Origin of the sequence: Micromonospora sp. NBRC 110038 (assembly GCF_020884815.1) — a bacterium.
Lineage (GTDB): Bacteria > Actinomycetota > Actinomycetes > Mycobacteriales > Micromonosporaceae > Micromonospora > Micromonospora haikouensis.
This window is the reverse complement of sequence record NZ_BBOL01000002.1, coordinates 325,955-348,243: the sequence shown is the minus strand read 5'-3', so window position 1 is coordinate 348,243 and position 22,289 is coordinate 325,955. Positions and strand designations below refer to the sequence as shown.

Sequence of the window (22,289 nt, the reverse complement as noted above, 5' to 3'; positions counted from 1 at the left end):
CGGTCGCCGGTCGCCGGTCGCCGGTCGCCGGTCGCCGGTCGCCGGTCGCCGGTCGCCGGTCGCCGGTCGCCGGTCGCCGGTCGCCCGGTCGGTTGCCCGGTTGCCGGTCGGTGGTCGGCAGCGGGTCGCGGGTCGTCGGTCCTGGGCCCTGGGGCGTGGCGGGCCCTGATGTCGTATTCGACTCAGCTGCCTAGTGGCGGCAGGAAGCCCTCCCGGCCACGCCCACCTCTCGACAGCGTGAGCCCTTCGCCGGGGCTGATGACCCGGGGCGGGGGGATGACCTGTGGTCATACCGGGAGTAGGCTGGGTGGCATGACTGCGAAGGTGACACTCTCGTTCTCCGACGACACGATCGAGGAGGCGCGCCGGTTCGCCAAGCGCGAGGGGCTGTCGCTCTCCGCCTGGATGGACCAGGCCGCCCGGGAGAAGGCGCTGCGCGAGGTCTTCACGGCGCACGCCGACGCCGTCAACCGGGCCGGGCTCGACCTGGAGACCGCCGCCATCGCCGACGCCCGCGAGGTGGCGATGGTCGACGACGTGCTCTTCGGTGGGCGGCCGCGTGCTGCGTAGGGGAGAGGTCTGGCGCATCTCCGGCGCCCGGGAGCGGCTCGGGCTGGTGATCAGCTCCGACGTCTACAACTCCACCGACGTTCCCATCGTGATGGTCGCCGAGGTGGTCGAGGCGGCGCTGCTGCGCGACTCGCCGCTGGCCGTGCCGATGGGCGGGCACGTGGTGATGCCCGACCGGCTCTCCTCGCCCATGAAGCAGTGGTTCACCGAGTGCGTGGACGTGGCCGACGCGGACACCATGCAGCGGGTCGCCCGCGCGTTGCGTATCCTGCAACAGCTCTGACCGCGCCCCGCGCCGCTGGCCCCGCCCCGACCGGGATCTCACGATTGTCCCGACCCGCCCTGTGCGGCGGCTGTTGCGTCAGCGACTCCCGCGACGAATCTTCCGGTAATCCCGGCCTCCTAACTTGCTGGCGGAACCGCCCGTCGCCCGTCCCCTCGGCGTCGGGTGACGTGGACGCAGCGCCCGGCCGGGAGGAGACAGCGGATGACCAGCACGGTGGTCGAGACCGAACCCACAGGCGAGATCGACCTGCAACGCCGGCCGGGCCGGTGGATCGGGCACTGGGACCCCGAGGACCAGGGCTTCTGGCGGACCGTCGGCCGGTCGATCGCCCGCCGGAACCTCGTCTACTCGATCTTCGCCGAGCACATCGGCTTCTCGGTCTGGCTGCTCTGGAGCATCGTCGTCGTCCGGCTCGACGACGTCGGCTGGCAGCTCAGCACCAGCCAGGCGCTGTGGCTGACCGCCGTGCCCAGCGGCGTGGGCGCGCTGCTGCGGCTGCCGTACACCTTCGCGGTGCCGATCTTCGGCGGCCGGAACTGGACCATCGTCTCCGCGCTGCTGCTGGTCCTGCCCTGCCTCGGCCTGGCGTGGGCGGTCGAGAACCCGGAGATCGGGTACGTCCCGCTGCTGCTGATCGCCGCCACCGCCGGCCTCGGCGGCGGCAACTTCGCCTCCAGCATGGCCAACATCTCCTTCTTCTACCCGGAGCGGGAGAAGGGCTGGGCGCTGGGCCTCAACGCCGCCGGCGGCAACATCGGCGTCGCGGTCGTGCAGTTCCTGGTGCCCCAGGTGGTCGTGCTGGGCGGCGGGCTCGCGCTCTCCCGGGCCGGCCTGATGTACGTCCCGCTCGCCGTCGCCGCGGCCGTCTGCGCGTACCTGTTCATGGACAACCTGGCCGAGGCGAAGGCCGACGTGAAGCCGGTCCTGTCCTCGCTGCGGCACGCCGACACCTGGATCATGTCGCTGCTGTACATCGGCACGTTCGGCTCGTTCATCGGCTACTCGGCCGCCTTCCCCACCCTGCTCAACTCGGTGTTCGGCCGGCCCGACATCGCGCTGAGCTGGGCGTTCATCGGGGCCGGCATCGGCTCGTTCTTCCGCCCGTTGGGCGGGCGGCTGGCCGACCGCATGGGCGGGGCCCGGGTCACCATCGGCAGCTTCGTGCTGATGGCCGTCGGGGCGTACGGCGCGCTCTGGTCGGTGCAGGAGCGCAGCCTGGGCGTGTTCTTCGCCGCGTTCATGCTGCTGTTCGTGGCGACCGGGATCGGCAACGGGTCGACGTACCGGATGATCTCCAAGATCTTCCGGGTCAAGGGGGAGGACCTGGGCGGCTCCCCGGAGACCATGCTGTCCATGCGCCGACAGGCGGCCGGGGCGCTGGGCATCATCTCCTCCGTCGGCGCGTTCGGCGGCTTCCTCGTCCCGATCTGCTACGCCTGGGCCAAGTCCACCTACGGCGGCATCCAGCCGGCGCTGCGCTTCTACGTCGGCTTCTTCCTGGTGCTGCTGGTGGTCACCTGGGTCGCGTACGTGCGGCCCGGCTCCCGGATGGCCCGCGCCGGAGTGTGACCCTGGTCATGATCGAAACGGGGGGCCGCGCCGGGCGGCCCCCCGTTTTGACCTGCCGACCCGGCCCCGGGTATCGTTGCCTGCTGTTGTACGACATTTAGAGGCGTGCCGCATCAGGTACGCTTGGTCGTTCGTGCGCGCTGGTCCGGCCGGGTTGTCCTGGTCACCTCGGCGCGCGACCCCAGACCGACGACGAGACAAGGTAGACCTGTGCGTACGTACAGCCCGAAGCCGGGTGAGATCGAGCGTCAGTGGCACGTCATCGACGCCTCTGATGTCGTGCTGGGCCGCCTCGCGACCCACGCCGCCACGCTGCTGCGTGGCAAGCACAAGCCGACTTTCGCGCCGCACGTCGACACGGGCGACTTCGTCGTCGTCGTGAACGCGGGCAAGGTCGCGCTGACCGGCAACAAGCGCCAGCAGAAGGTCGCCTACCGCCACTCCGGTTACCCGGGCGGCCTCAAGCAGGTCGGCTACGAGGAGCTGCTCAGCAAGCGCCCCGAGCGGGCCATCGAGCTGGCCGTGAAGGGGATGCTCCCGCACAACAAGCTCGGCCGTCAGCTCATCAAGAAGCTGAAGGTCTACGCCGGTGCCGAGCACCCGCACGGCGCGCAGCAGCCGACGCCGTTCGAGATCAAGCAGATCGCGCAGTGAGCGCGGGCGAAGGAAACAGCATGACCGACATCACCGAGACCGAGGTTGCCCCCGAGGCCACCGAGGCGCCGGCGCCCGTCGTCCGCGCGCCCCGCGGCGACCGCCCGATCCAGACCGTGGGCCGCCGCAAGGAGGCCATCGTCCGGGTGCGCATCGTCCCCGGCAGCGGCAAGATCACCTGCAACGGCCGCGACCTCGAGGCCTACTTCCCGAGCAAGGTGCACCAGCAGCTCATCAAGGACCCGCTGGTGACCGCCGAGAAGCCCGAGGCGTTCGACGTCATCGCCAACCTGCGGGGCGGCGGCACCACCGGCCAGGCCGGTGCGCTGCGGCTCGCGATCGCGCGGGCGCTGATCGTCAGCGAGCCCGACGACCGCCCGGCCCTGAAGAAGGCCGGCTTCCTGACCCGTGACGCCCGGGTCAAGGAGAGCAAGAAGTACGGCCTCAAGAAGGCCCGTAAGGCTCCCCAGTACTCGAAGCGCTGACCAACAGCGGCACGTTGTACTTCTGACGAAACGGCCGGGTCCACCTCTCCTCGCCGGGAGGTGGCCCGGCCGTTTCGCTTTCTCTCTTGCACCATTTCATCGGAGGTTGGCGGGTATGGGCCGGTTGTTCGGCACGGACGGCGTACGCGGACGCGCGAACGCGGATCTCACCCCGGAGCTCGCGCTCGCGGTGGCGGTGGCCGCCGCCCACACACTGGCCGAGACGGACCGCAGCCATCCGCCGCTGGCCGTGGTCGGCCGGGACACCCGGGCCAGCGGCGAGATGCTGGAGGCCGCCGTGGTCGCCGGCCTCACCAGCGCGGGCGCCAACGTCGTGCGCGTCGGCGTGCTGCCCACCCCCGCCGTGGCGTTCCTCACCGCCGAGGCCAAGGCCGACCTGGGCGTGATGCTCTCCGCCTCGCACAACCCCATGCCCGACAACGGGATCAAGCTCTTCGCGGCCGGCGGCCACAAGCTGCCCGACGAGATCGAGACCCGGATCGAGGCGGCCGTCGAGGCGAACGCCGTCACCGCGTGGGACCGGCCGACCGGCGCCGGGGTGGGGCGCGTGCACGACCTGCTCGACGGCGCGGACCACTACGTGCAGCACCTCGTCGGCACCGTGCCGCACCGCCTCGACGGCATCAAGGTCGTGGTCGACTGCGCCAACGGCGCGGCGGCCGAGGTCGCGCCGGTGGCGTACCGGGAAGCGGGGGCCGAGGTCGTCGCCATCCACGCCGAGCCGGACGGCCTCAACATCAACGACGACTGCGGCTCCAACCACATCGACGCGCTGCGCGAGGCCGTGGTCGAGCACGGGGCGCACCTGGGCATCGCCCACGACGGCGACGCCGACCGGTGCGTGGCGGTCACCGCCGACGGGGTCGAGGTCGACGGCGACCAGGTGATGGCGATCCTCGCCGTGGCCATGCGGGAGGCCGGCGCGCTCACCGACGACACGCTCGTCGCCACCGTGATGAGCAACCTCGGCCTGCGGCTGGCCATGTCCGCGCAGGGCATCCGGCTGATCGAGACGAAGGTCGGCGACCGGTACGTCCTGGAGGAGCTGCGCGGCTCCGGCCTCGCCCTCGGCGGCGAGCAGAGCGGGCACATCGTCATGCCGGCCTACGCGACCACCGGCGACGGGGTGCTCACCGGGCTGCACCTGATGGCCCGGATGGCCGCCACCGGCCGCACCCTCGCCGACCTGGCCGCCGTGGTGACCAAGCTGCCCCAGGTGCTGATCAACGTGCCGGTCGGGGATCGCTCGGTGGGCGCCGCCGCGCCGGCCGTCCGGGCCGAGGTCGAGCGGGCCGAGGCGGAACTGGGCGAGACCGGCCGGGTGCTGCTGCGCCCCTCGGGCACCGAGCCCCTCGTCCGGGTGATGGTCGAGGCGGCCACCGAGCAGGCCGCCCGCGAGGTCGCCGAGCGCATCGCCGAGCAGGTCCGCGCCGCCAGCCCCGCCTCCTGAGCCGCCCCGCACCTCGCGTTGCGGTGGCCGGCTCGGCATGACGGGTCGCCTCGCGACGCGCCGTGCCGGCCCGGCCGGCGGGGTCGGGCTCACAGGCGGAGACGGGCCACCCGGTCGTACGTGTCGGCCGGGTCCTCGCCGTCGGTGAGGTCAACGTCCTCGACGATCCGCCCGTCGCCGAGCCGGACCAGCCGGTCACACCTGGCGGCGATCGCCCGCTCGTGGGTGGCCAGCAGGATCGTCATCCCGTGCCGGTCCCGCAGGTCCAGCAGCAGGTCGAGGATCTGCCCGCCGGTGGTCGAGTCCAGGTTGCCGGTCGGCTCGTCGGCCAGCAGGAGGTTGGGCCCGCCCATCAGCGCGCGGGCGATGGCGACGCGTTGCTGCTGGCCGCCGGAGAGCTGCGCCGGCAGGGACCGCTCCCGGCCGGCCAGGCCCACCGCGTCCAGCAGCTCCCGGGCCCGGGCGGCGTGGTCGGCCCGGCCCCGGCGGGGCAGCATCGGGGCGATCACGTTGTCCAGCACGGTCAGCGCCGGCAGCAGGTGGTAGCGCTGGAACACGAAGCCGATCCGCTGCCGGTACCGGGCCAGGGCCGACCGCCGCAGGCCTGTGACCTCCACGTCGTCCACCGTCACCGTGCCGCTGTCGGCCTGCTCGATCGCCCCGATCAGGTGCAACAGGGTCGACTTGCCCGAACCACTCGGCCCGGTGAGCGCCACCACCGACCCGGCGGCGACCTCCAGCGACACCTCGTCGACCGCGGTCAACCGTTCCGTGCCGGAGCGGAACCGCCGGACCAGCCCGGTCACCCGGACGGTGCTGCCCATGGTCGCGTCCATCGTCATTCCTCCGTGAGCAGTCGAGCGGTCGGCAGGCGGCGCAGCAGGGCGGCCGGGACCAGCGCCGCCGCACAGGTGACCAGCACCCCGGCCCCGGCGACCGTGGCGGCCACCAGCACCAGCGCGCCCGGCAGGCCGCCGACCAGCCAGGCCGCGCCGCCCAGACCGAGCGCCGCCCCGGCGAGGGCACCGAGCACGCCGAGAAGGAACCCCTCGTAGCCGATCAGTCGGGCCAGCGCGGCGTCCGTCCAGCCGACCGCCCGCAGCGTGGCCAGCTCGGCGGCCCGGTCCCGAATGTTCAGGTAGAGCACGTCGGCGACCGCCGCCGCGCCGAGCAGCACCGTCGCGACGGCCGCCAGGGTGTCAGCGCCGCGCACGCTCACCGACACCGTGTCGCCGAGCAGGCTGCCGACGATCGCGCCGCGGAACGCGTACCCGGCGGCGGTAACCAGGGTCAGCGCGGCCACCCCGATGGCCAGCGCACCGGAGCCGAGCAGGGTGCGCCCCGGCGTGCGGGCCAGATTGACCAGGGCCAGGCCCGCCAGAGTGCGCGGGCGGCGTACCCAGCGGGCCGTCGCCACCGGTGGGCGCAGCGCGGCGGCCGGGTGGGCGCGCGCGGCCCGCAGCGCCGGCACCAGGCCCGCGACCAGCGCCAGCAGCAGGGCCACCGGCACGGCCAGCAGCGCCCGCCGCCACCCCACGTCGATGCCGAGCGCGGCACCGAGCGGGAACGCCAGGCCCAGCGAGAGCAGCCCGGCGACCAACCCCAGGGCGGCGACCTCACCGAGGATCAGCGCGCCGATCCGCCGGGCCGGCCAGCCCAGACAGGCGAGCACCGCCAGCTCGGACCGGCGGTCCCGGACGGCGGCGGCGACCGCGTTGCCGAGGAAGAGCGCGCAGACCACCAGCACCAGCACGAAGAGCGCGACGCTCTTGCGGTCCACCGCCTTCGTGATCACGGAGGCGACCCCGAGGGCGGACCAGTTCTCGGCCAGCCGCAGCGCCGGCCGTCCGAACGAGCCGGCGGGCAGCTCCACCGCCTGCGGGGCCGGGGACGAGCCGAGCGTGATGTCGACGTCGAGCCCGGTCGCCTGGGCGATCCGCTCGGCGACCAGCCGGACCCGCTCGGCTGACTGCTCGGTGTAGCCGCCCACGTCGGCGACCCGGACCCGGATCGCGCTGATCGGGGCACCCACCTGCGGGCTGCCGCCCCCGGCCAGCAGCTGCGGCACGCTGGCCAGGCTGGTCAGCAGCAGCGGCGGCGCGGCGAGGTGGCCGGCGGGGTTGCCGCCCGGCTCCAGCGGTCGCCCGCCCAGTGCGCTCCGGCTGGCGGCGTCGGCGCCCTGGGCGGCCGGCGGCTCGTACGTCTCCAGCGGCACCCGCCCGAGGTCGCTGAAGCCCGCCAGCCTCCCCGGGTCGAAGACCCCCACGGCCCGCCAGCCCCGGTACGGCGGGCTGCTCCTGCTGCCCTGCTTCAACGGCACCCGGCTCAACACCCGGGCGCCCGTGTCCCCGGCCAGCCAGGGGCGTGGATAGGGGTTGAACGTCTGCTGGTCGCCGTAGACCTGCGGATCGGCCGCAGCGACCGCGCCCACCCGGAGCGTGCCGTCGGGCAGCCGGTCGTACCGTGTCGGGCCAGCCTGGACCATCGCCTGGAGCTGCCCGGAGCAGCAGCCGTCCGGGGAAACGCCCGCGGACAGCCGGCCGCGCCAGCCGGCGACCACGTCGCCCCGGCCCTCGCCGGCCGCGAGCGTGGGCCCGCGCCGCAGGGCCCGCTCCAACTCGTCACGGTCCACGCCGGCGGGGCGGGCGGCGGGCAGCCGGGTGAAGTGGGCGCGCAGCTCCGCGTCGACGAAGGGCCGGTTGGTCGCGAGCACCGGCACGTTGAGCAGCTCCGACGAGCCGGCGGACCGGACGCTCGCCGTGTCGTCCGGGCGCAGCGACCGCCCGTCGACCACCGCCCCGCCGAGACCCACGAGGCGGTCCTCGGCCGTCGGGTCGACGGCCGCGAGCAGCAGTGGCACCGTCAGTCCGACCGCGATCCGCAGCCGGTCCGAGGCGGAGGAGGAGCCGGGCCCCGCATCGGCGAGCACGCCCGCGCCGGCCTCGAACCGGCCGTCGGGCCGCAGTCGTACGGCCACCAGCGACCACTCGTCGAGCTCCGAGTAGGTCCCCGGACTGCCCAGCGCATACCGCGGGTCGCAGACGGCCCGGGTGCGGCCGTCGGGCAGCACCTCCCGGGGCGCGGGCCCGCACGCGGCGACCCACGGGTAGCTCCGCCCGTCCGTGTACGGGGTGGCGTCGCTGCTCTGGGGCAGGTCGACGCGGGGGTGGATCAGCGGGTGGGTCGTGACGTACACGTAGCGGGGTCGACCCGGCGCGGCGGAGAGCCCGCGCTCGGCGACGAACCGGGGGTCGACGCGGATGACCTGCCGGTCGAGCGACCGGTCCACCGCGTCGGTCAGGTCCAGCGGGGTCGGCACCCGGGCGGTGGACCAACCGAGCATGGCGATGGGGGCGGCGACGTCGACCCCGGCGACCGCCTTCACCCGCTCGTACTGGGCGGTGGTGATGCCGCCGAACAGCCCGGAGAGGTAGTTGGGCTGGACCAGCCGCCGTTCGGCCTCCAGGGGGGTGCGGGCGCCCTTCGGGCGCACCAGGATGTCGTAGGCGGCGGCGGTGCTCTGCTCGACGGTGCCCGTGACAGCCAGCCGGGAGGTGGTGGTGGCGCCGGTCAGGACGACGAAGCCGGTGGTCGCCACCAGCACGCCGACCAGCAGCGCCACCGACCGGCCCGCACGGCCGCGTAGCTGCCTCCAGACGAAGTTGAGCATGTCGCGCCTCCCCGTGTGCTGACCACACTGTGCGCGATACATTGTGACAATGCAAGGCGCGCGCCTGAAACTGTCGCGTCTGGAATCGTGGGGACGGGCGGGCGGCAACCCGCCGTCGAACGGAGGAGACGGTGGCGATCCAGCACGCGGTCCTGGCCCTGCTCGCCCGGGGCCCCAGCTACGGCTACGAGCTCAAGGGGGCGTTCGAGCAGGCGGTGGGCCCGCAGTGGGGGACGCTGAACATCGGGCACCTCTACCAGATCCTCGACCGGCTCTCCCGTGACGGGCTGGTGGTCGCGGAGCGGCAGGCGCAACCGGTCAAGCCCGACCGGGTGGTATACGAGATCACCCCCGCAGGCCGCGCCGAGCTGGACCGCTGGCTGGGCGAGCCCAGCCCGCGCAGCGGCGGCTTCCGGGACGACTTCTTCCTCAAGGTCACCGCGGCGGCCCGCTCCGGTGCGCGGGACACGGTCCGTGCGGTGCTCGGCAACCAGCGCGGGCACCTCATGCGCGAGCTGCGCAACCTCGACGGGCTGCGTCGCCGCGCCGACGACGCGGTGGTGGCCCTGCTGCTCTCCGCCGCGAGCCGGCACGTCGAGGCCGACCTCGCGTTCGTCGACGACGCCGAGACCGTCCTGCTCGCCGACGACGGGGCGCTGCTGCACGCGTTGTCGTCCGCGCCCCGGCCCGCCGACTCCTCCCGGCCCGCCGTGCCCCCGGCGGGCCCCGCCCGGGCCGCCGGCTGACGGCGCGCGGGGCGGCTCAGGCGGGGCGACGCCCGCGGCTGGTCAGCCCGCCGACGGCCCGGGTCAGGTGAGGCGGCGCAGCCTGGTGACGGCCTCGGCGAGCACCTCCGGTCGCTTGCAGAACGCGAACCGGACCAGCCGCCGGCCCGCCTCGGCGTCGTCGTAGAACACCTGGGTCGGCACGGCCACCACCCCGCACCGCGCCGGCAGCGACCGGCAGAACTCGACCCCGTCCCGCCCGCCGAGCGGGCCGATGTCGGCCGTGACGAAGTACGTCCCCTCGGGCGTGAGGACGCCGAAGCCCGCGTCGGTCAGCCCGGCGACCAGCTGGTCCCGGCGGGCCTGCATCCCGGCCGCGAACTCCGCGAAGTAGGCGTCCGGCAGGGCCAGCGCCACCGCCACCGCCGGCTGCAGCGGCGCGCCGTTGACGTAGGTGAGGAACTGCTTGACCCGCAGCGCCGCCGAGACCAGCGGCGCCGGCCCGCTGACCCAGCCCACCTTCCACCCCGTGCAGGAGAACGTCTTGCCGGCCGACGAGATCCGCAGGGTGCGCTCGCGCATGCCGGGCAGGGTGGCCAGCGGCACGTGCGGCGTGGCGGCGTCGGCGAAGACCAGGTGCTCGTACACCTCGTCGGTCACCGCGTACGCGCCGTGCTCGCGGCACAGCTCGGCGACCAGGGCCAGCTCCTCGCGGGTGAAGACCTTGCCCGTCGGGTTGTGCGGGGAGTTCAGCAGGACCAGCCGCGTACGCGGCCCGAACGCGGCGCGCAGCGCCGCCGGGTCGAAGGCGTACCGGCCGTCGGCCTCGGGCCGCAGCGTGACCGGCCGCCGCACCGCGCCGGCGAGGGCGATCGAGGCCGCGTACGAGTCGTAGTACGGCTCGAAGCAGACCACCTCGTCGCCCGGCTCGCAGAGGGCGAGGATGCTCGCGGCGATCGCCTCGGTGGCCCCGGCGGTGATCACGACCTCGCCGTCCGGGTCGTACTCCAGGCCCCAGAACCGGCGCTGGTGGGCGGCGACGGCGGCCCGCAGCGCGGGAATGCCCGGACCGGGCGGGTACTGGTTCTGGCCGCCGCGCAGCGCCTCGGCGGCGGCGGCGAGCATCTCGGGCGGCCCGTCGGTGTCGGGGAAGCCCTGCCCCAGGTTGACCGCGCCGGTGCGGACGGCCAGGGCGGACATCTCGGCGAAAATGGTCGTCCCGAACGGCCGCATCCGGGCCACCAGCGGATCGACATCGGCGGGCGTCGTCGTCACCCGCGTCAGCCTACGGGCTCGCCCCGACCGCGCCCACCCTCGGCCGCCGGCCGGTCGTGGTCGGTTGGCCCCGCCTCGGGGCGCGGGCAGGTGGCCTCCGGTGGGCGCGTCGGCGCGGTGCCCCGGGCGAAGCCGGGACGGCGGGGCGGGAGATTCGTCCCCGGAGCGGCCCACCCCACCAATTCGCTCAAGCTCGATGCTTGTTTACCCGGCTTCTGCGCACGCGTGGTGAGCGAAACTGGGTTAGGCTGCGGACCATGTGTGGAATCGTGGGTTACGCCGGCGCGCGCCCGGCGCTCGGCATCGTGCTCGACGGCTTGCGCCGCCTGGAGTACCGGGGCTACGACTCGGCCGGGGTGGCCGTCGTGTGCGCCGACGAGCTGCTGGTCGAGAAGAAGGCGGGCAAGCTGGCCAACCTCGAGAAGGTGCTCGCCGAGCGGGCCGCCACCGACCCGGAGGCCTGCGCCGCCAGCCCGATCGGCATCGGCGACGGCACCACCGGCATCGGGCACACCCGCTGGGCCACCCACGGCGGCCCCACCGACCGCAACGCCCACCCGCACCTCGCCCCGGACGGGCGGGTCGCCGTGATCCACAACGGCATCATCGAGAACTTCGCGAAGCTCCGCGCGGAGCTGGAGGACGACGGCGTCCAGTTCAGCAGCGACACCGACACCGAGTGCGCCGCCCACCTGCTCTCCGCCGCGCTGGCCGACCTGCGCGCCGCCGGCGAGCCCGACGGCCCGCAGCTGCTCGCCGCCGCGATGCGGGTGGTCTGCCAGCGCCTCGAAGGCGCGTTCACGCTGCTCGCCGTGGACGCGGCGGTGCCCGGCGCGGTGGTCGGGGCCCGCCGCAACTCGCCGCTGGTGGTCGGCCGGGGCGACGGGGAGAACTACCTCGCCAGCGACGTCGCGGCGTTCATCGAGCACACCCGCGACGCGGTCGAGCTGGGCCAGGACCAGATCGTCCTGATCACCGCCGACTCGATCGAGATCACCGACTTCGCCGGCCTGCCGGCCACCGGCAAGGACTTCCACATCGACTGGGACTCCTCGGCCGCCGAGAAGGGCGGCTACGACTGGTTCATGCTCAAGGAGATCGAGGAGCAGCCGCAGGCCGTCGCCGACACCCTGCTCGGCCGGCTCACCGACAGCGGCGAGATCATGCTCGACGAGGTCCGCCTCAGCGACCAGGACCTGCGCGACGTCGACAAGATCTTCATCGTCGCGTGCGGCACCGCCTACCACTCGGGTCTGGTCGCGAAGTATGCCATCGAGCACTGGACCCGGATCCCCTGCGAGGTGGAGCTGGCCAGCGAGTTCCGCTATCGCGACCCCGTCCTCGACCGCTCCACGCTGATCATCGTGATCTCCCAGTCGGGCGAGACCATGGACACGCTCATGGCGCTGCGGCACGCCAAGGAGCAGAAGGCCCGGGTGCTCGCCATCTGCAACACCAACGGCTCGACCATCCCGCGCGAGTCCGACGCCGTCCTCTACACCCACGGCGGGCCCGAGATCGCCGTCGCCTCCACCAAGGCGTTCCTCACCCAGCTCGTCGCCTGCTATCTCATCGGCCTGCACCTCGCCCAGGTGCGTGGGATCAAGTTCGCCGACGAGGTGGCCGCCGTCGTGGACCAGCTCCACCAGATGCCCGGCAAGCTGCGCGAGCTGCTGGACCGGATCGAGCCCGTGCGGGAGCTGGCCCGGGAGATCAGGTCCGAGCCGACCGTGCTGTTCATCGGCCGGCACGTCGGCTACCCGGTCGCCCTGGAGGGCGCGCTCAAGCTCAAGGAGCTGGCGTACATGCACGCCGAGGGCTTCGCCGCCGGCGAGCTCAAGCACGGCCCGATCGCGCTCATCGACCAGGGCACCCCGGTGATCTGCATCGTGCCGTCGCCCGTCGGCCGGGGCATGCTGCACGACAAGGTCGTCTCCAACATCCAGGAGGTACGCGCCCGGGGGGCCCGCACCATCGTGATCGCCGAGGAGGGCGACGAGGCGGTCGTCCGCTACGCCGACCACCTGATCCGGGTGCCGCGTACGCCGACGCTGCTCGCGCCCCTGGTGACCACCGTGCCGTTGCAGGTCCTCGCGGCGGAGATCGCGGCGGCCCGGGGCCACGACGTCGACCAGCCCCGCAACCTCGCCAAGTCCGTCACCGTCGAGTAGCCGCCCCCGGGCCGGCGGCTCGGCCGCCTGCGGGAGTGGCCGGTCACCGGCCCAGGACGACGCGGGCCATGCCGTCCAGGGCCGGGTTGGCCGGGTCCCAGTAGCCGGTGTGGCCGTACCGGCCGCTGGGGAAGGTGCGCCCGCCGAAGCCCGGGTCGGCCGGGTCGTGGCCGAACCACAGCGCGTGGTCGTCCCGGCCGGTCAGCACGGCCGCCAGCGGACTGAGCCCGCGCAGGACGCGGCGGGGCAGCTCGTCGGGGGCGGGGGCCAGCCGGATCGCGTCGTCGGGTGCCGTGCTCGCCCAGACCTCGCCGCTGGGCAGCCGCAGCCCGTCGGCCCGGTCCACGCCGACGCCCGGCGAGCCGACGAAGACCAGCGCGTCGGCGGCGAGCCCGTGGTCGCGGGCGGCGGTGCCCACGACCAACGAGCCGTAGCTGTGCCCCAGCACCGTCTGCCGGGCCGGCGGACCCTCGTGCGTCGCCCGCAGCCCCTCCTGGAACCGGTGCAGCGCCGGGCCGGCGTCCCGGGCCTGGTGGGGCAGCACGGCCTCGTGCAGGAAGTCCGGCGCGTCGTAGTCCAGCCAGAGCACCGCCGCGGTGGACGCCGTCGGGTCCAGCGCCGCGCAGCGGGCCTGCACCCGGGCGGCCCGGCCCAGCTCACCCGTGGCGTCGGCGAGGCCGGCGGTCATCCCCGGCACGTAGGTCAGCACCCGGTCGGCCCGGTCCGGGTCGCCCAGCGCCACGACCGTCCGCCCCTCGCCGCCCGTGTCCAGCCCCAGCAGGTACGCCCGGGGCTGCCCGCCGCCGTTCAGCCGGGCCGCCAACGCGTCCAGCCCCGTCAGGGCCCCCTCCACCCGGGCCAGCCCGGCCAGCTCCACCGGCCCGCGCGGCAGCCGGTCGAGCAGCCGGCGGCGCTCGGCCAGCAGCACCGCCCGCCGCCGGTCGACCAGCAGCCGGTTCGCCTGGTCCCGGGCCGCCACGGGCACCCCGTCGAGGCGGCCGACCAGCTCGGGCTCCCGGGCCACCAGCCAGCGGCGCTGCGCGGGCGTGAGCCCGGCCCACCAGGACCGGACGGTCGCCGGGCCGGCACCCGGCGGCGGACGCCAGGGTGGGGGCGGGGCCACCCAGCCCGCGCCGGCCGCCCGGGTCAGCTCGTCGAGCCGGCCGGCGGCCTCCCGGTCGGCCGCGTCGGCCAGTTCCAGGGCCGCTGCCACGGCGGCGGCGACCCGCGCCACGGGGGCGGGCCCGCCCGGCTGCGCCCGCGCCGGGTCGGCGCTCGCCCGGCCCCGCCGGTCCAGCCGCACCCCGCCGACGTCGGCCAGCACGACCGCCTCGGTCAGCCGGGCCTTGGCCCGCTGCAACCGCCCGGCCAGCTCGGCGAGCACCTGGTCGGTCTCGATCACCGCCGGCGCGAGGGCCGCCAGCTCGGACCGGAGCGCGCCGATCCGCCCGCCCGCCGCCCCGGCCGCGGCGCCCGCCCAGCCGCCCCGCAGCGCCCGGGCCGCCCCGTCCAGCTCGGCCGCCCGCCGGTCGACCAGCCCGGTCAGCCCCCGCCAGGCCGCGCCGGCCGCCGCCCAGCGGCCCGGGTCGGCCGCCCACAGCCGGGCGTAGGCGTCGCCCCCGGCGTCGGGGGACGCCCGCCCGCCGGCCGCGTCGGTGCCGCCGGCACGGCCCGCCCCACCGGCACCGGGCCTGGCCGGGCCGCCCTCCCCGCCGGCCGCCGCCGGGCTCCCGCCGCCCGCGCGCCCGCGCGCCGCCGTGCTCACCGGGGCAGCGTCGTGAGCCGTTGGGCGGCCCGCTCGTCGGCCGCCTGGTAGCCCTCGGCGGCGACGGTGAGCGCCCCCTGGGCGGCGGCGACCCGTGCGCCGAGCGCGCCACACCAGGCGTGCGCGGCCGACTCCAGGCCGGCCAGGGCGCCCGCCGACCGCCAGCCGGGCGCCGGCACCGCAAGCCCGGGCACGCCGGACAGCCCGTGCCCGAGCTGGAACGCGAGGTCGCCCAACGCCCCGGCGACCTCCCGCAGCAGCTCCGGGCGGACGGTGAACGGCTCCTCGGTCATCGGCGGACTCCTCCGGCTCGGTGCCCCGTCACGAGATGACGGGCGGCGCGGCCGGCCCGGATGGGCCGGCGACCCCGCCGTCGACGGGTGGACAGCGACGCCGTCGACGCTAGGCAGCCGCCCCGCCGACCGGAACGCCCTGTGGACAACGGGCGGCGGTCGTACCCCCGGGTTGTCCACAGGCATTGCCCACAGTCGACCCGACGGGTAACCTGCGGCCGCCTCCGCCGGTAGGGTGAGGCCATGATCCTCGACGGGCCGGGGTGGACCCGGCACGCGGACGATGCCGGCGACGGCGGCCCCGGCGCGGCCGCCGGACGGGGCGTGGCGGCATGAAACCGGTGTGGCGGGTCGCGGACGTCCGGGCGGCGGAGGCCGGGCTGATGGCCACCCTCCCCGCCGGCACGCTGATGCACCGGGCGGCGGCCGGGCTGGCCCGCCGCTGCGCGCTGCTGCTCGCCGACCGGGGCGGGGTGTACGGGGCCCGGGTGCTGCTGCTGGTCGGCACGGGCGACAACGGCGGCGACGCCCTGTACGCGGGCCAGCGGCTGGCCCGCCGGGGCGCCGGCGTCTCGGTCCTGCTGCTCACCCCGGGCCGGGCGCACGCGGCGGGGCTGGCCGCGCTGCGTGCCGCCGGGGGCCGCCTGGTGGACCGGCCGCCCGCCGTGGTCGACCTGGTGGTGGACGGGATCGTCGGGATCGGCGGCACCGGCGGGCTGCGCGAGGCGGCCGACCGGCTGGCCGGCGAGCTGCCCGGCCTGCGCGGCCGCGACGGCGGGCGGGCCGCGGTGGTCGCCGTGGACGTGCCCAGCGGCGTGGCCGTGGACACCGGCCACGTGCCGCCGGCCGCCTCCGGGCGGCCGACCGCGATCCGGGCCGACGTGACGGTGGCGTTCGGCGCGCTGAAGCCCGCCCTGGTGGTGGGCCCGGCGGCGGCGCTGGCCGGCCAGGTCGAGCTGGTCGACATCGGCTTGGGGCCGTGGCTGCGCGGCACGCCCGCGCTGCGGGTCACCGAGCGTTCCGACGTCGTCGACTGGTGGCCGGAGCTGGGCCCGGCCGCCGAGAAGTACACCCGGGGCGTGGTGGGCCTGGCGACGGGCTCGGCGGCGTACCCGGGCGCGGCCGTGCTCTCCGTCGGCGGCGCGCTCGCCGGCCCGACGGGCCTGGTCCGCTACGCCGGCAGCGCCCGCGCCGACGTGCTGCTCCAGCACCCCTCCGTGATCGCGAGCGGCCGGGTCGCCGACGCCGGCCGCGTCCAGGCGTGGGTCTGCGGCTCGGGGCTGGGCACCGGCGAGGAGGCCGCCGCCGAGCTGCGGGCGGTGCTCGCCGCCCCGGTGCCGGTGGTGCTCGACGCCGACGCGCTGACCCTGCTCGTGGACGGGTCGATGGCGGACCGGCTGCGCCAGCGGGACGCGCCGATCGTGGTCACCCCGCACGACCGGGAGTTCGCGCGGCTCTGCGGGGAGGAGCCGGGCGCGGACCGGGCCGCCGCCGCGCTGCGGCTGGCCGCCTGGATGAACGCGGTGGTCCTGCTGAAGGGGGACCGCACGATCGTCGCCACCCCCGACGGCCGGGCGTACGTCAACCCGACCGGCACCCCGGCGCTGGCCACCGGGGGCACCGGCGACGTGCTCGCCGGGCTGCTCGGCTCGCTGCTCGCCGCCGGGCTGGCCCCGGAGCGGGCGGCCGCTGCGGCGGCGTACCTGCACGGGCTGGCCGGGCGGGAGGCGGCCCGGTCAGGCCCGGTGACCGCGCCCGACGTGGCCGCCGCGCTCCGCCCGGTCGTGGCCGGCCTGCTCCACGGGCGGCCGGACGCGGATTGATCGACACCATGCCGGCGACATGGCGGGGTCGTTCGCCCACGGATACCGCCATCCGCCCGACATGGCAAAGCCTCCGGCACCCCGGTCAGTAGGCTGGGCACATGTGGCAGTCCGAGGTGCGGGTCGATCTTGACGCGATCCGGGAGAACGTGACGCGGCTGCGGGCCGGCACCAGCGCCGAGCTGATGGCGGTGGTCAAGGCCGACGGCTACGGCCACGGCATGGTGCCGTCGGCCCGCGCCGCGCTCGACGCCGGCGCGGACTGGCTCGGCGTCTGCACCCTCGACGAGGCGCTGACGCTGCGCCGGGCCGGCCTCGACGCGCCCGTGCTGGCCTGGCTGCTCGCCCCCGGGTTGCCGCTGCACGAGGGCGTCGCGGCCGGGGTGGACCTGGCCGCCGCGAGCCTCACCCAGCTCGACGAGATGGTCGAGGCGGGCCGGCTCGCCGACCGCCCGGCCCGGCTGCACCTCAAGATCGACACGGGGCTGGCCCGGGGCGGGGCCACCGTCGCCGACTGGCCGGCGCTGCTGGAGGCCGCCGCGAAGGCCCAGGCCGACGGCCTGGTCGAGGTGGTCGGCGTGTGGAGCCACTTCGTCTACGCGGACCTGCCCGGCCACCCGACGACCGACCGTCAGCTCGCGGTCTTCCACGAGGGGCTGGCCATGGTCGAGCGGGCGGGGCTGCGCCCGCGCTACCGGCACCTGGCCAACTCCGCCGCGACCCTGACCCGCCCCGACACCCACTTCGACCTGGTCCGGCCGGGGATCGCGACCTACGGGCTGTCCCCGGTGGCCGGCGAGCGGTTCGGGCTGCGCCCGGCGATGACCGCCCGGGCCCGGGTCATGCTCACCAAGCGGGTGCCCGCCGGCAGCGGCGTGTCCTACGGGCACACCTACCTCACCGACGCCGACGCCAACCTGGCCGTGGTGCCGCTCGGCTACGCCGACGGGGTGCCCCGGCACGCCTCCAACACCGGCCCGGTGCAGCTCGCCGGCCAGCGGCGGACGGTCTCGGGCCGGGTCTGCATGGACCAGTTCGTGGTCGACTGCGGCGACGACCCGGTGGCGGCCGGCGACGTGGCGACCCTGTTCGGCCCCGGGGCCGACGGCGAGCCCACCGCCGACGACTGGGCCGAGGCGGTCGGCACGATCAACTACGAGATCGTCACCCGCTTCGGCGGGGTCCGGGTGCCCCGCGTCTACGACGGCGAGCGGCCGTGAGCGAGCGCAGGGGCTTCCGCATCCCCCGGCCCCGCACCGCCGCCGGCCGGGTGGCCGGGGTCGTCGGAGCGGCCGTCGGGGTGGCCGCCGCCGGGCTCGCGGCGGGCGTGGTGAGCGAGCGCGCCCTGGTCCGTCGGCTCAAGGCGGATCCCGCCGACCCGTACGCCGGCGAGGTCTTCGGCCAGCAGCGCTACGACGAGGCGTTCCGGCTGGAGCTGCCCGACGGCACCGACATCCACGTCGAGGTGGTGGAGCCGACCCGGCCCGTCCCCGGGCACCCGACGGTGGTGCTGGTGCACGGCTTCTGCCTGGACATGGGCACCTTCCACTTCCAGCGCAAGATGCTCGCCGAGCGGGGCGAGCACCGCATCGTCGCGTACGACCAGCCGGGGCACGGCCGGTCGGGGCGGCTGGAGACGGGCGAATACGATCTCGCCGCGCTCGGCCGCACGCTGCGCCGGGTCATCGACCGGACCGCCCCGGAGGGCCCGCTGGTGCTGGTCGGCCACTCGATGGGCGGCATGACCATCATGGCGTTCGCCGAGCTCTACCCGGAGCTGTTCGGCGACCGGGTGGTCGGCACGGTGCTGATGGCCACCTCGGGCGGGCTGCTGGCCGAGACGAAGCTCGTCGCCCCGGCCCTGCTCGGCCGGGTCGGCGCGCCGGTGCTCTACATGGTGAGCAACGCCACCCGCTACGGCGGGCCGGCGATCGACGCCGCGCGCAAGTCGACGTCCAACGTGGCCTGGCTGCTCACCCGCAAGTACGGCTTCGGCACCCCCAGGCCCAGCCCGGCCCTCGTGTCGTACGTCGAGCTGATGAACTCCCGCACGTCGGCCGACACGGTCACCCGCTACCTGCGCACGCTGGCCACCCACTCCCGATATCCGGCGCTGGCCGCGTTGGCCGGCACCCCGGTGCTGGTGGTGGTCGGCGACAAGGACATGATCACCCCCGTGACCCACTCGGAGGAGATCGTCCGGCGGCTGCCGCACGCCGAATACCTCAAGATCCACGACAGCGGGCACGTGGTGATGCTGGAGCATGCCGACGAGGTCAACGGAGCCCTGGCCCGCTTCCTGGAGGGGCTGTGAGCCGAGCCGACGCGGCCGGTGCCGGTGTGCGCGTGACGCTGCCGACGGTGGCGGACACCCACGCGTTCGGCCGCCGGCTCGCCGGGGTGCTGCACGCCGGTGACCTGCTGCTGCTCACCGGTCCACTCGGTGCCGGCAAGACCGCGTTGACCCAGGGCATCGGCGCGGGCCTCGGCGTGCTCGGCGACATCACCTCGCCGACCTTCGTGATCGCCCGGGTGCACCGGCCCGATCCGGTGCGGGGCCGGGGCGTCGCGCTGGTGCACGCCGACGCGTACCGGCTCGGGGACGCGGCCGACCCGCGCGCCGAGATCGACGACCTCGACCTGGACGCGTCGGTCGACGACTCGGTCACCGTCGTCGAGTGGGGCGAAGGGCTGGTCGAGCAGCTGGTCGACGCACACCTGCGGGTCCGGATCGACCGGCGCGACGACGACACCCGGCTGGTCGAGCTGGAGCCGGTCGGCGGTGACTGGGCTGCGAGGCTGGCCGCCCTCGCCTGACCGGACGCCGTCGGCCCGAGGCTTTCCGTGGTCTTTCGTCGGCCCGAGGCTTCCGTGCCCGCCGTCGGCCCGCCCCGCGCGGGGTGTCGGACCGGGCTGGTAGGAAGGGGGCCGACCGACTGCGAAAGGTTGCCGATGCCCCACGACGCCCCCACCCTCGACCTGCTCTCCCTGCTGCCCGAGGAGTGGCGCGCCCTGCTCACCCCGCACCTCGACCCGGCCCGCACGGCCGCGCTGGCCGAGTTCGTCGCCGGGGAGTACGCCACCCAGACCGTCTTCCCGCCGGTCGAGGATCTGTTCTCCGCGTACCGGCTGTGCGGGCCGGGCCAGACCCGGGTGCTGATCCTCGGGCAGGACCCCTACCACAAGGCGGGGCAGGCGCACGGGCTGAGCTTCAGCGTCCGCGAGGGAGTCTCCGTCCCGCCGTCGCTGCGCAACGTCTTCAAGGAGTTGACCGAGGACCTGGGGGTGGCGAAGCCGCGCAGCGGCAACCTCGACGGCTGGGCCGCGCAGGGGGTGCTGCTGCTCAACTCGGTGCTGACCGTCCGGCAGGCCACCCCCGGCTCGCACGCCAACAAGGGGTGGGAGGAGTTCACCGACGCGACGATCCGCGCCCTCGACGCCCTCGACCAGCGGGTCGTCTTCCTGCTCTGGGGCGGGTACGCCCGCAAGAAGGCGGCCCTGGTCACCAACCCGCAGCACGTGGTGCTGGAGGCCGGTCACCCGAGCCCGATGAACCCGCGCGGGTTCCTCGGCAGCCGCCCGTTCAGCGCGACCAACAAGGCCCTCGCCGACGCGGGCCTGCCGACCATCGACTGGGAGCGTTCGGCGGGCTGAGCGGGCTCCACCGCCCGGCCGGGCGGATCGCCGGGTGGACCGCCCGGCGGGGAGGGCTGCCCGGCGCGTGGGTAGCGTCGCCCGGTCACACCGCACTTTCGGAGTGACCGGGCGATCACCGTCTGATTTAGACTGTCGGCATCCCGGTATCCCGGCGGCTCCACGGATCGGAGGCGGCACGTGGCGGCTACGGCGACGGTCAACCCGCAGCAGTGGCGCGCGGCCCAGGAGGCGCTGGCGGCGGCCACCGACCGGTTCGCCCGGCTCGTCGAGTCGGTCGACCGGCCGCAGAGCATGGTGACCGCGCACTGGTCGGTCGCCGACACCGTCGTCCACCTGGTCTCGGTCGCCTGGTGGTATGCGACGAAGCTCGACCCGGAGCACCCGCCGCTGCCGATCCCGGGTCTCGACGCCCGGCTGCCGACGGTCACCGTGGACACCATCGAGGGCGTCAACGACCTGGTCCTGGCCCACCTGACGGAGCGCGATCCCGCGCCGCTGCTGGCGCAGTTCCGCGCCGACGTGGCGAAGATCCTCTCGATCGCCGCCGACCGCGACCCCGACGAGTTGCTGCCCTGGTTCGGCGACGCCCGCGCCCCGCTCGCCGGCCTCTTCGGCCACCTCGTCAACGAGCTGCTCGTGCACGGGTGGGACATCGCCCGCGCCACCGGCCGGCCGTGGGAGATGCCCGGCCGGGAGGCCGTGCTGTTCTTCGAGGTGTTCCTCGTCGGGGTGGTCCGTGCCGGCTACGGGCGGCTGCTCGACAACGACGAGCCGCCCCGGGAGCGCCCGATCACGGTGGAGTTCCGATCGGCGTACTGCGCCGACATCACCCTCGTCCTGCACCGGGGGCTGGTGTCGATCGCCGCGCCGGGCGCCCGCCCGGACGTGCGGGTGCGGTTCGACCCGGCGGCGCTCAACCTGATGCTGTTCGGCCGCGTGAGCCGCGTCCGCACCGCCCTCACCGGCGGCGTCTCGATCCGGGGCCGCCGCCCCTGGCTCCTGTTCCCCTTCCTCCGGGTCCTGCGCACCCCCAGCTGACCCCGCCCCGCCTGTCGATCAAGGGGTTCGCGCCATCGTCGAGATCGGCCCCGCCAGGACGGGGCGCGGCGTGGGGGTGCGGGAGGGGCGGTGGGCGGGCGGTTAGGGTTGCGTTCGTGCTCGTACTGGTGGTGGACTCCTCGACCCCTGCGGTGACCGCGGCGCTGGTGGAGGTCACGGCGGACGGCGTGACGCCGCGCGCCCAGCGGCGCACCGTCGACGCCCGCGCGCACGGCGAGCTGCTCGCCCCACAGGTGCACGCCGTCCTCGCCGAGGTCGACGCCCGCCCGACCGACCTGACCGCGATCGTCGCCGGCCTCGGCCCCGGCCCGTTCACCGGGCTGCGGGTGGGGCTGGTCACCGCCGCCACCATGGCCCAGGTGCTCGGCGTCGCGGCGTACGGCGTGTGTTCGCTGGACGGGATCGGCCACCCGGCGGCGGCCGGCGAGCCGGTCCTGGCGGCCGGCGACGCCCGCCGCCGGGAGGTCTACTGGGCGGTGTACGACGGCGCGGGTCAGCGGATCGCCGGCCCCGACGTCGACGCCCCGGCGGTCGCCGCGCAGCGCGCCCGCGACCTGGGGGCCACCGCCGCGGTCGGCGACGGCGCACACCGGTACGCCGACGTGCTCGGCCTGCCGCTGCGCGACGAGCCCCGCTACCCGGACCCGACCGCGCTGGCCCTGCTGGCGGCCGAGCGGATCCGGGCCGGCGCGCCCGGCGAGCCGCTCACCCCGCTGTACCTGCGCCGCCCCGACGCCGTGGCCGCCACCGCCCGCAAGTCGGTCCTGCCGTGAGCCGGCGGGAGGCCGGGCGGACAGGAACGCCGGCCGTGAGCCG

20 protein-coding genes are annotated in these 22,289 nt (G+C 75.4%); 15 read left to right on the top strand and 5 right to left on the bottom strand.

All coding sequences use genetic code 11. The features are described 5' to 3' along the window. Window positions 1–312 precede the first annotated feature (312 nt). From LPU61_RS09195 to glmM, 6 genes are all read left to right on the top strand, one after another. Entirely contained in the window at window positions 313–570 is a 258-nt protein-coding gene (locus LPU61_RS09195; protein WP_229404704.1) for a DUF6364 family protein, read from the top strand. Then, on the top strand, window positions 548–853 hold the full coding sequence (locus tag LPU61_RS09190) for a type II toxin-antitoxin system PemK/MazF family toxin (RefSeq protein WP_199486097.1): 306 nt from the start codon (window positions 548–550) through the stop codon (window positions 851–853). The genes LPU61_RS09195 and LPU61_RS09190 overlap by 23 nt, the downstream gene beginning before the upstream one ends. A gap of 204 nt (window positions 854–1,057) precedes the next feature. After that, on the top strand, window positions 1,058–2,425 hold the full coding sequence (locus tag LPU61_RS09185) for a NarK family nitrate/nitrite MFS transporter (protein ID WP_043965605.1): 1,368 nt from the start codon (window positions 1,058–1,060) through the stop codon (window positions 2,423–2,425). 210 nt (window positions 2,426–2,635) lie between these two features. Continuing rightward, window positions 2,636–3,079: a 50S ribosomal protein L13 gene (gene rplM / locus LPU61_RS09180; protein ID WP_043965607.1), complete on the top strand. Its 444-nt coding sequence runs from the start codon at window positions 2,636–2,638 to the stop codon at window positions 3,077–3,079. Between the two features lie 20 nt (window positions 3,080–3,099). After that, window positions 3,100–3,564 carry a 30S ribosomal protein S9 gene (gene rpsI / locus LPU61_RS09175; protein ID WP_043965609.1) on the top strand — a complete coding sequence of 155 codons (465 nt, stop codon included), beginning with the start codon at window positions 3,100–3,102 and terminating at the stop codon, window positions 3,562–3,564. A gap of 115 nt (window positions 3,565–3,679) precedes the next feature. Then, window positions 3,680–5,035, top strand: a complete 1,356-nt coding sequence (gene glmM / locus LPU61_RS09170) for a phosphoglucosamine mutase (RefSeq protein ID WP_043965611.1) — start codon at window positions 3,680–3,682, stop codon at window positions 5,033–5,035. An 89-nt stretch (window positions 5,036–5,124) separates the two neighbouring features. On the opposite strand, the gene LPU61_RS09165 is transcribed toward glmM, so the two are convergent. Both LPU61_RS09165 and LPU61_RS09160 read right to left on the bottom strand, forming a co-directional pair. Further along, a complete protein-coding gene (locus LPU61_RS09165; protein WP_229404703.1) occupies window positions 5,125–5,871 on the bottom strand; it encodes an ABC transporter ATP-binding protein in 747 nt (248 codons plus the stop codon). Window positions 5,872–5,873: 2 nt separating this feature from the next. Beyond that, complete coding sequence (locus LPU61_RS09160; RefSeq protein WP_229404702.1) at window positions 5,874–8,705, bottom strand: ABC transporter permease; 2,832 nt, start codon at window positions 8,703–8,705, stop codon at window positions 5,874–5,876. Window positions 8,706–8,836: 131 nt separating this feature from the next. On the opposite strand from LPU61_RS09160, the gene LPU61_RS09155 reads away from it, so the two are divergent. After that, window positions 8,837–9,451 (top strand): PadR family transcriptional regulator, encoded by a 615-nt coding sequence (locus LPU61_RS09155; protein WP_229404701.1) that lies wholly within the window; start codon window positions 8,837–8,839, stop codon window positions 9,449–9,451. Between the two features lie 63 nt (window positions 9,452–9,514). Here LPU61_RS09155 and LPU61_RS09150 read toward each other — a convergent pair whose 3' ends face one another. Further along, entirely contained in the window at window positions 9,515–10,705 is a 1,191-nt protein-coding gene (locus LPU61_RS09150; protein WP_229404700.1) for a pyridoxal phosphate-dependent aminotransferase, read from the bottom strand. Between the two features lie 257 nt (window positions 10,706–10,962). On the opposite strand from LPU61_RS09150, the gene glmS reads away from it, so the two are divergent. After that, the gene (gene glmS, locus LPU61_RS09145) at window positions 10,963–12,876 is read left to right on the top strand and encodes a glutamine--fructose-6-phosphate transaminase (isomerizing) (protein ID WP_043965616.1); all 1,914 of its coding nucleotides are present in this window, start codon (window positions 10,963–10,965) and stop codon (window positions 12,874–12,876) included. A 43-nt stretch (window positions 12,877–12,919) separates the two neighbouring features. Here the strand turns inward: glmS and LPU61_RS09140 are convergent, their stop codons facing one another. Together LPU61_RS09140 and LPU61_RS09135 are read right to left on the bottom strand one after the other, a co-directional pair. Beyond that, a complete protein-coding gene (locus LPU61_RS09140; RefSeq protein ID WP_308102556.1) occupies window positions 12,920–14,641 on the bottom strand; it encodes an alpha/beta hydrolase in 1,722 nt (573 codons plus the stop codon). Then, complete coding sequence (locus LPU61_RS09135) at window positions 14,638–14,934, bottom strand: hypothetical protein (RefSeq protein WP_229404699.1); 297 nt, start codon at window positions 14,932–14,934, stop codon at window positions 14,638–14,640. Before LPU61_RS09135 ends, LPU61_RS09140 begins: the two co-directional genes overlap by 4 nt. Before the next feature lie 332 nt (window positions 14,935–15,266). Here LPU61_RS09135 and LPU61_RS09130 point away from each other — a divergent pair, with 332 nt between their 5' ends. From LPU61_RS09130 to tsaB, 7 genes are all read left to right on the top strand, one after another. Beyond that, window positions 15,267–16,757 (top strand): NAD(P)H-hydrate dehydratase, encoded by a 1,491-nt coding sequence (locus LPU61_RS09130; protein WP_229404698.1) that lies wholly within the window; start codon window positions 15,267–15,269, stop codon window positions 16,755–16,757. Window positions 16,758–16,858: 101 nt separating this feature from the next. Next, on the top strand, window positions 16,859–17,977 hold the full coding sequence (gene alr / locus LPU61_RS09125) for an alanine racemase (protein ID WP_229404697.1): 1,119 nt from the start codon (window positions 16,859–16,861) through the stop codon (window positions 17,975–17,977). Then, window positions 17,974–19,071, top strand: a complete 1,098-nt coding sequence (locus LPU61_RS09120; RefSeq protein WP_229404696.1) for an alpha/beta fold hydrolase — start codon at window positions 17,974–17,976, stop codon at window positions 19,069–19,071. The genes alr and LPU61_RS09120 overlap by 4 nt, the downstream gene beginning before the upstream one ends. After that, window positions 19,068–19,574: a tRNA (adenosine(37)-N6)-threonylcarbamoyltransferase complex ATPase subunit type 1 TsaE gene (tsaE, locus tag LPU61_RS09115; RefSeq protein ID WP_229404695.1), complete on the top strand. Its 507-nt coding sequence runs from the start codon at window positions 19,068–19,070 to the stop codon at window positions 19,572–19,574. The genes LPU61_RS09120 and tsaE overlap by 4 nt, the downstream gene beginning before the upstream one ends. A 135-nt stretch (window positions 19,575–19,709) precedes the next feature. Next, window positions 19,710–20,411, top strand: coding sequence for a uracil-DNA glycosylase (locus tag LPU61_RS09110; protein ID WP_043965627.1), 702 nt, complete (start codon window positions 19,710–19,712; stop codon window positions 20,409–20,411). Between the two features lie 180 nt (window positions 20,412–20,591). Then, entirely contained in the window at window positions 20,592–21,452 is an 861-nt protein-coding gene (locus LPU61_RS09105; protein WP_043965629.1) for a maleylpyruvate isomerase family mycothiol-dependent enzyme, read from the top strand. Window positions 21,453–21,568: 116 nt separating this feature from the next. Continuing rightward, complete coding sequence (gene tsaB, locus LPU61_RS09100; RefSeq protein ID WP_229404694.1) at window positions 21,569–22,246, top strand: tRNA (adenosine(37)-N6)-threonylcarbamoyltransferase complex dimerization subunit type 1 TsaB; 678 nt, start codon at window positions 21,569–21,571, stop codon at window positions 22,244–22,246. Window positions 22,247–22,289: the final 43 nt, after the last annotated feature.

Bases quoted from the DNA above. Each gene is read 5' to 3' on its own strand.
- LPU61_RS09160 (WP_229404702.1), bottom strand. From the start codon at position 8,705: ATGCTCAACTTCGTCTGGAGGCAGCTACGCGGCCGTGCGGGCCGGTCG.
- LPU61_RS09165 (WP_229404703.1), bottom strand. From the start codon at position 5,871: ATGGACGCGACCATGGGCAGCACCGTCCGGGTGACCGGGCTGGTCCGG.
- LPU61_RS09110 (WP_043965627.1), top strand. From the start codon at position 19,710: ATGCCCCACGACGCCCCCACCCTCGACCTGCTCTCCCTGCTGCCCGAG.
- LPU61_RS09130 (WP_229404698.1), top strand. From the start codon at position 15,267: ATGAAACCGGTGTGGCGGGTCGCGGACGTCCGGGCGGCGGAGGCCGGG.
- glmM (WP_043965611.1), top strand. From the start codon at position 3,680: ATGGGCCGGTTGTTCGGCACGGACGGCGTACGCGGACGCGCGAACGCG.
- rpsI (WP_043965609.1), top strand. From the start codon at position 3,100: ATGACCGACATCACCGAGACCGAGGTTGCCCCCGAGGCCACCGAGGCG.
- LPU61_RS09135 (WP_229404699.1), bottom strand. From the start codon at position 14,934: ATGACCGAGGAGCCGTTCACCGTCCGCCCGGAGCTGCTGCGGGAGGTC.
- LPU61_RS09195 (WP_229404704.1), top strand. From the start codon at position 313: ATGACTGCGAAGGTGACACTCTCGTTCTCCGACGACACGATCGAGGAG.
- LPU61_RS09185 (WP_043965605.1), top strand. From the start codon at position 1,058: ATGACCAGCACGGTGGTCGAGACCGAACCCACAGGCGAGATCGACCTG.
- alr (WP_229404697.1), top strand. From the start codon at position 16,859: ATGTGGCAGTCCGAGGTGCGGGTCGATCTTGACGCGATCCGGGAGAAC.
- glmS (WP_043965616.1), top strand. From the start codon at position 10,963: ATGTGTGGAATCGTGGGTTACGCCGGCGCGCGCCCGGCGCTCGGCATC.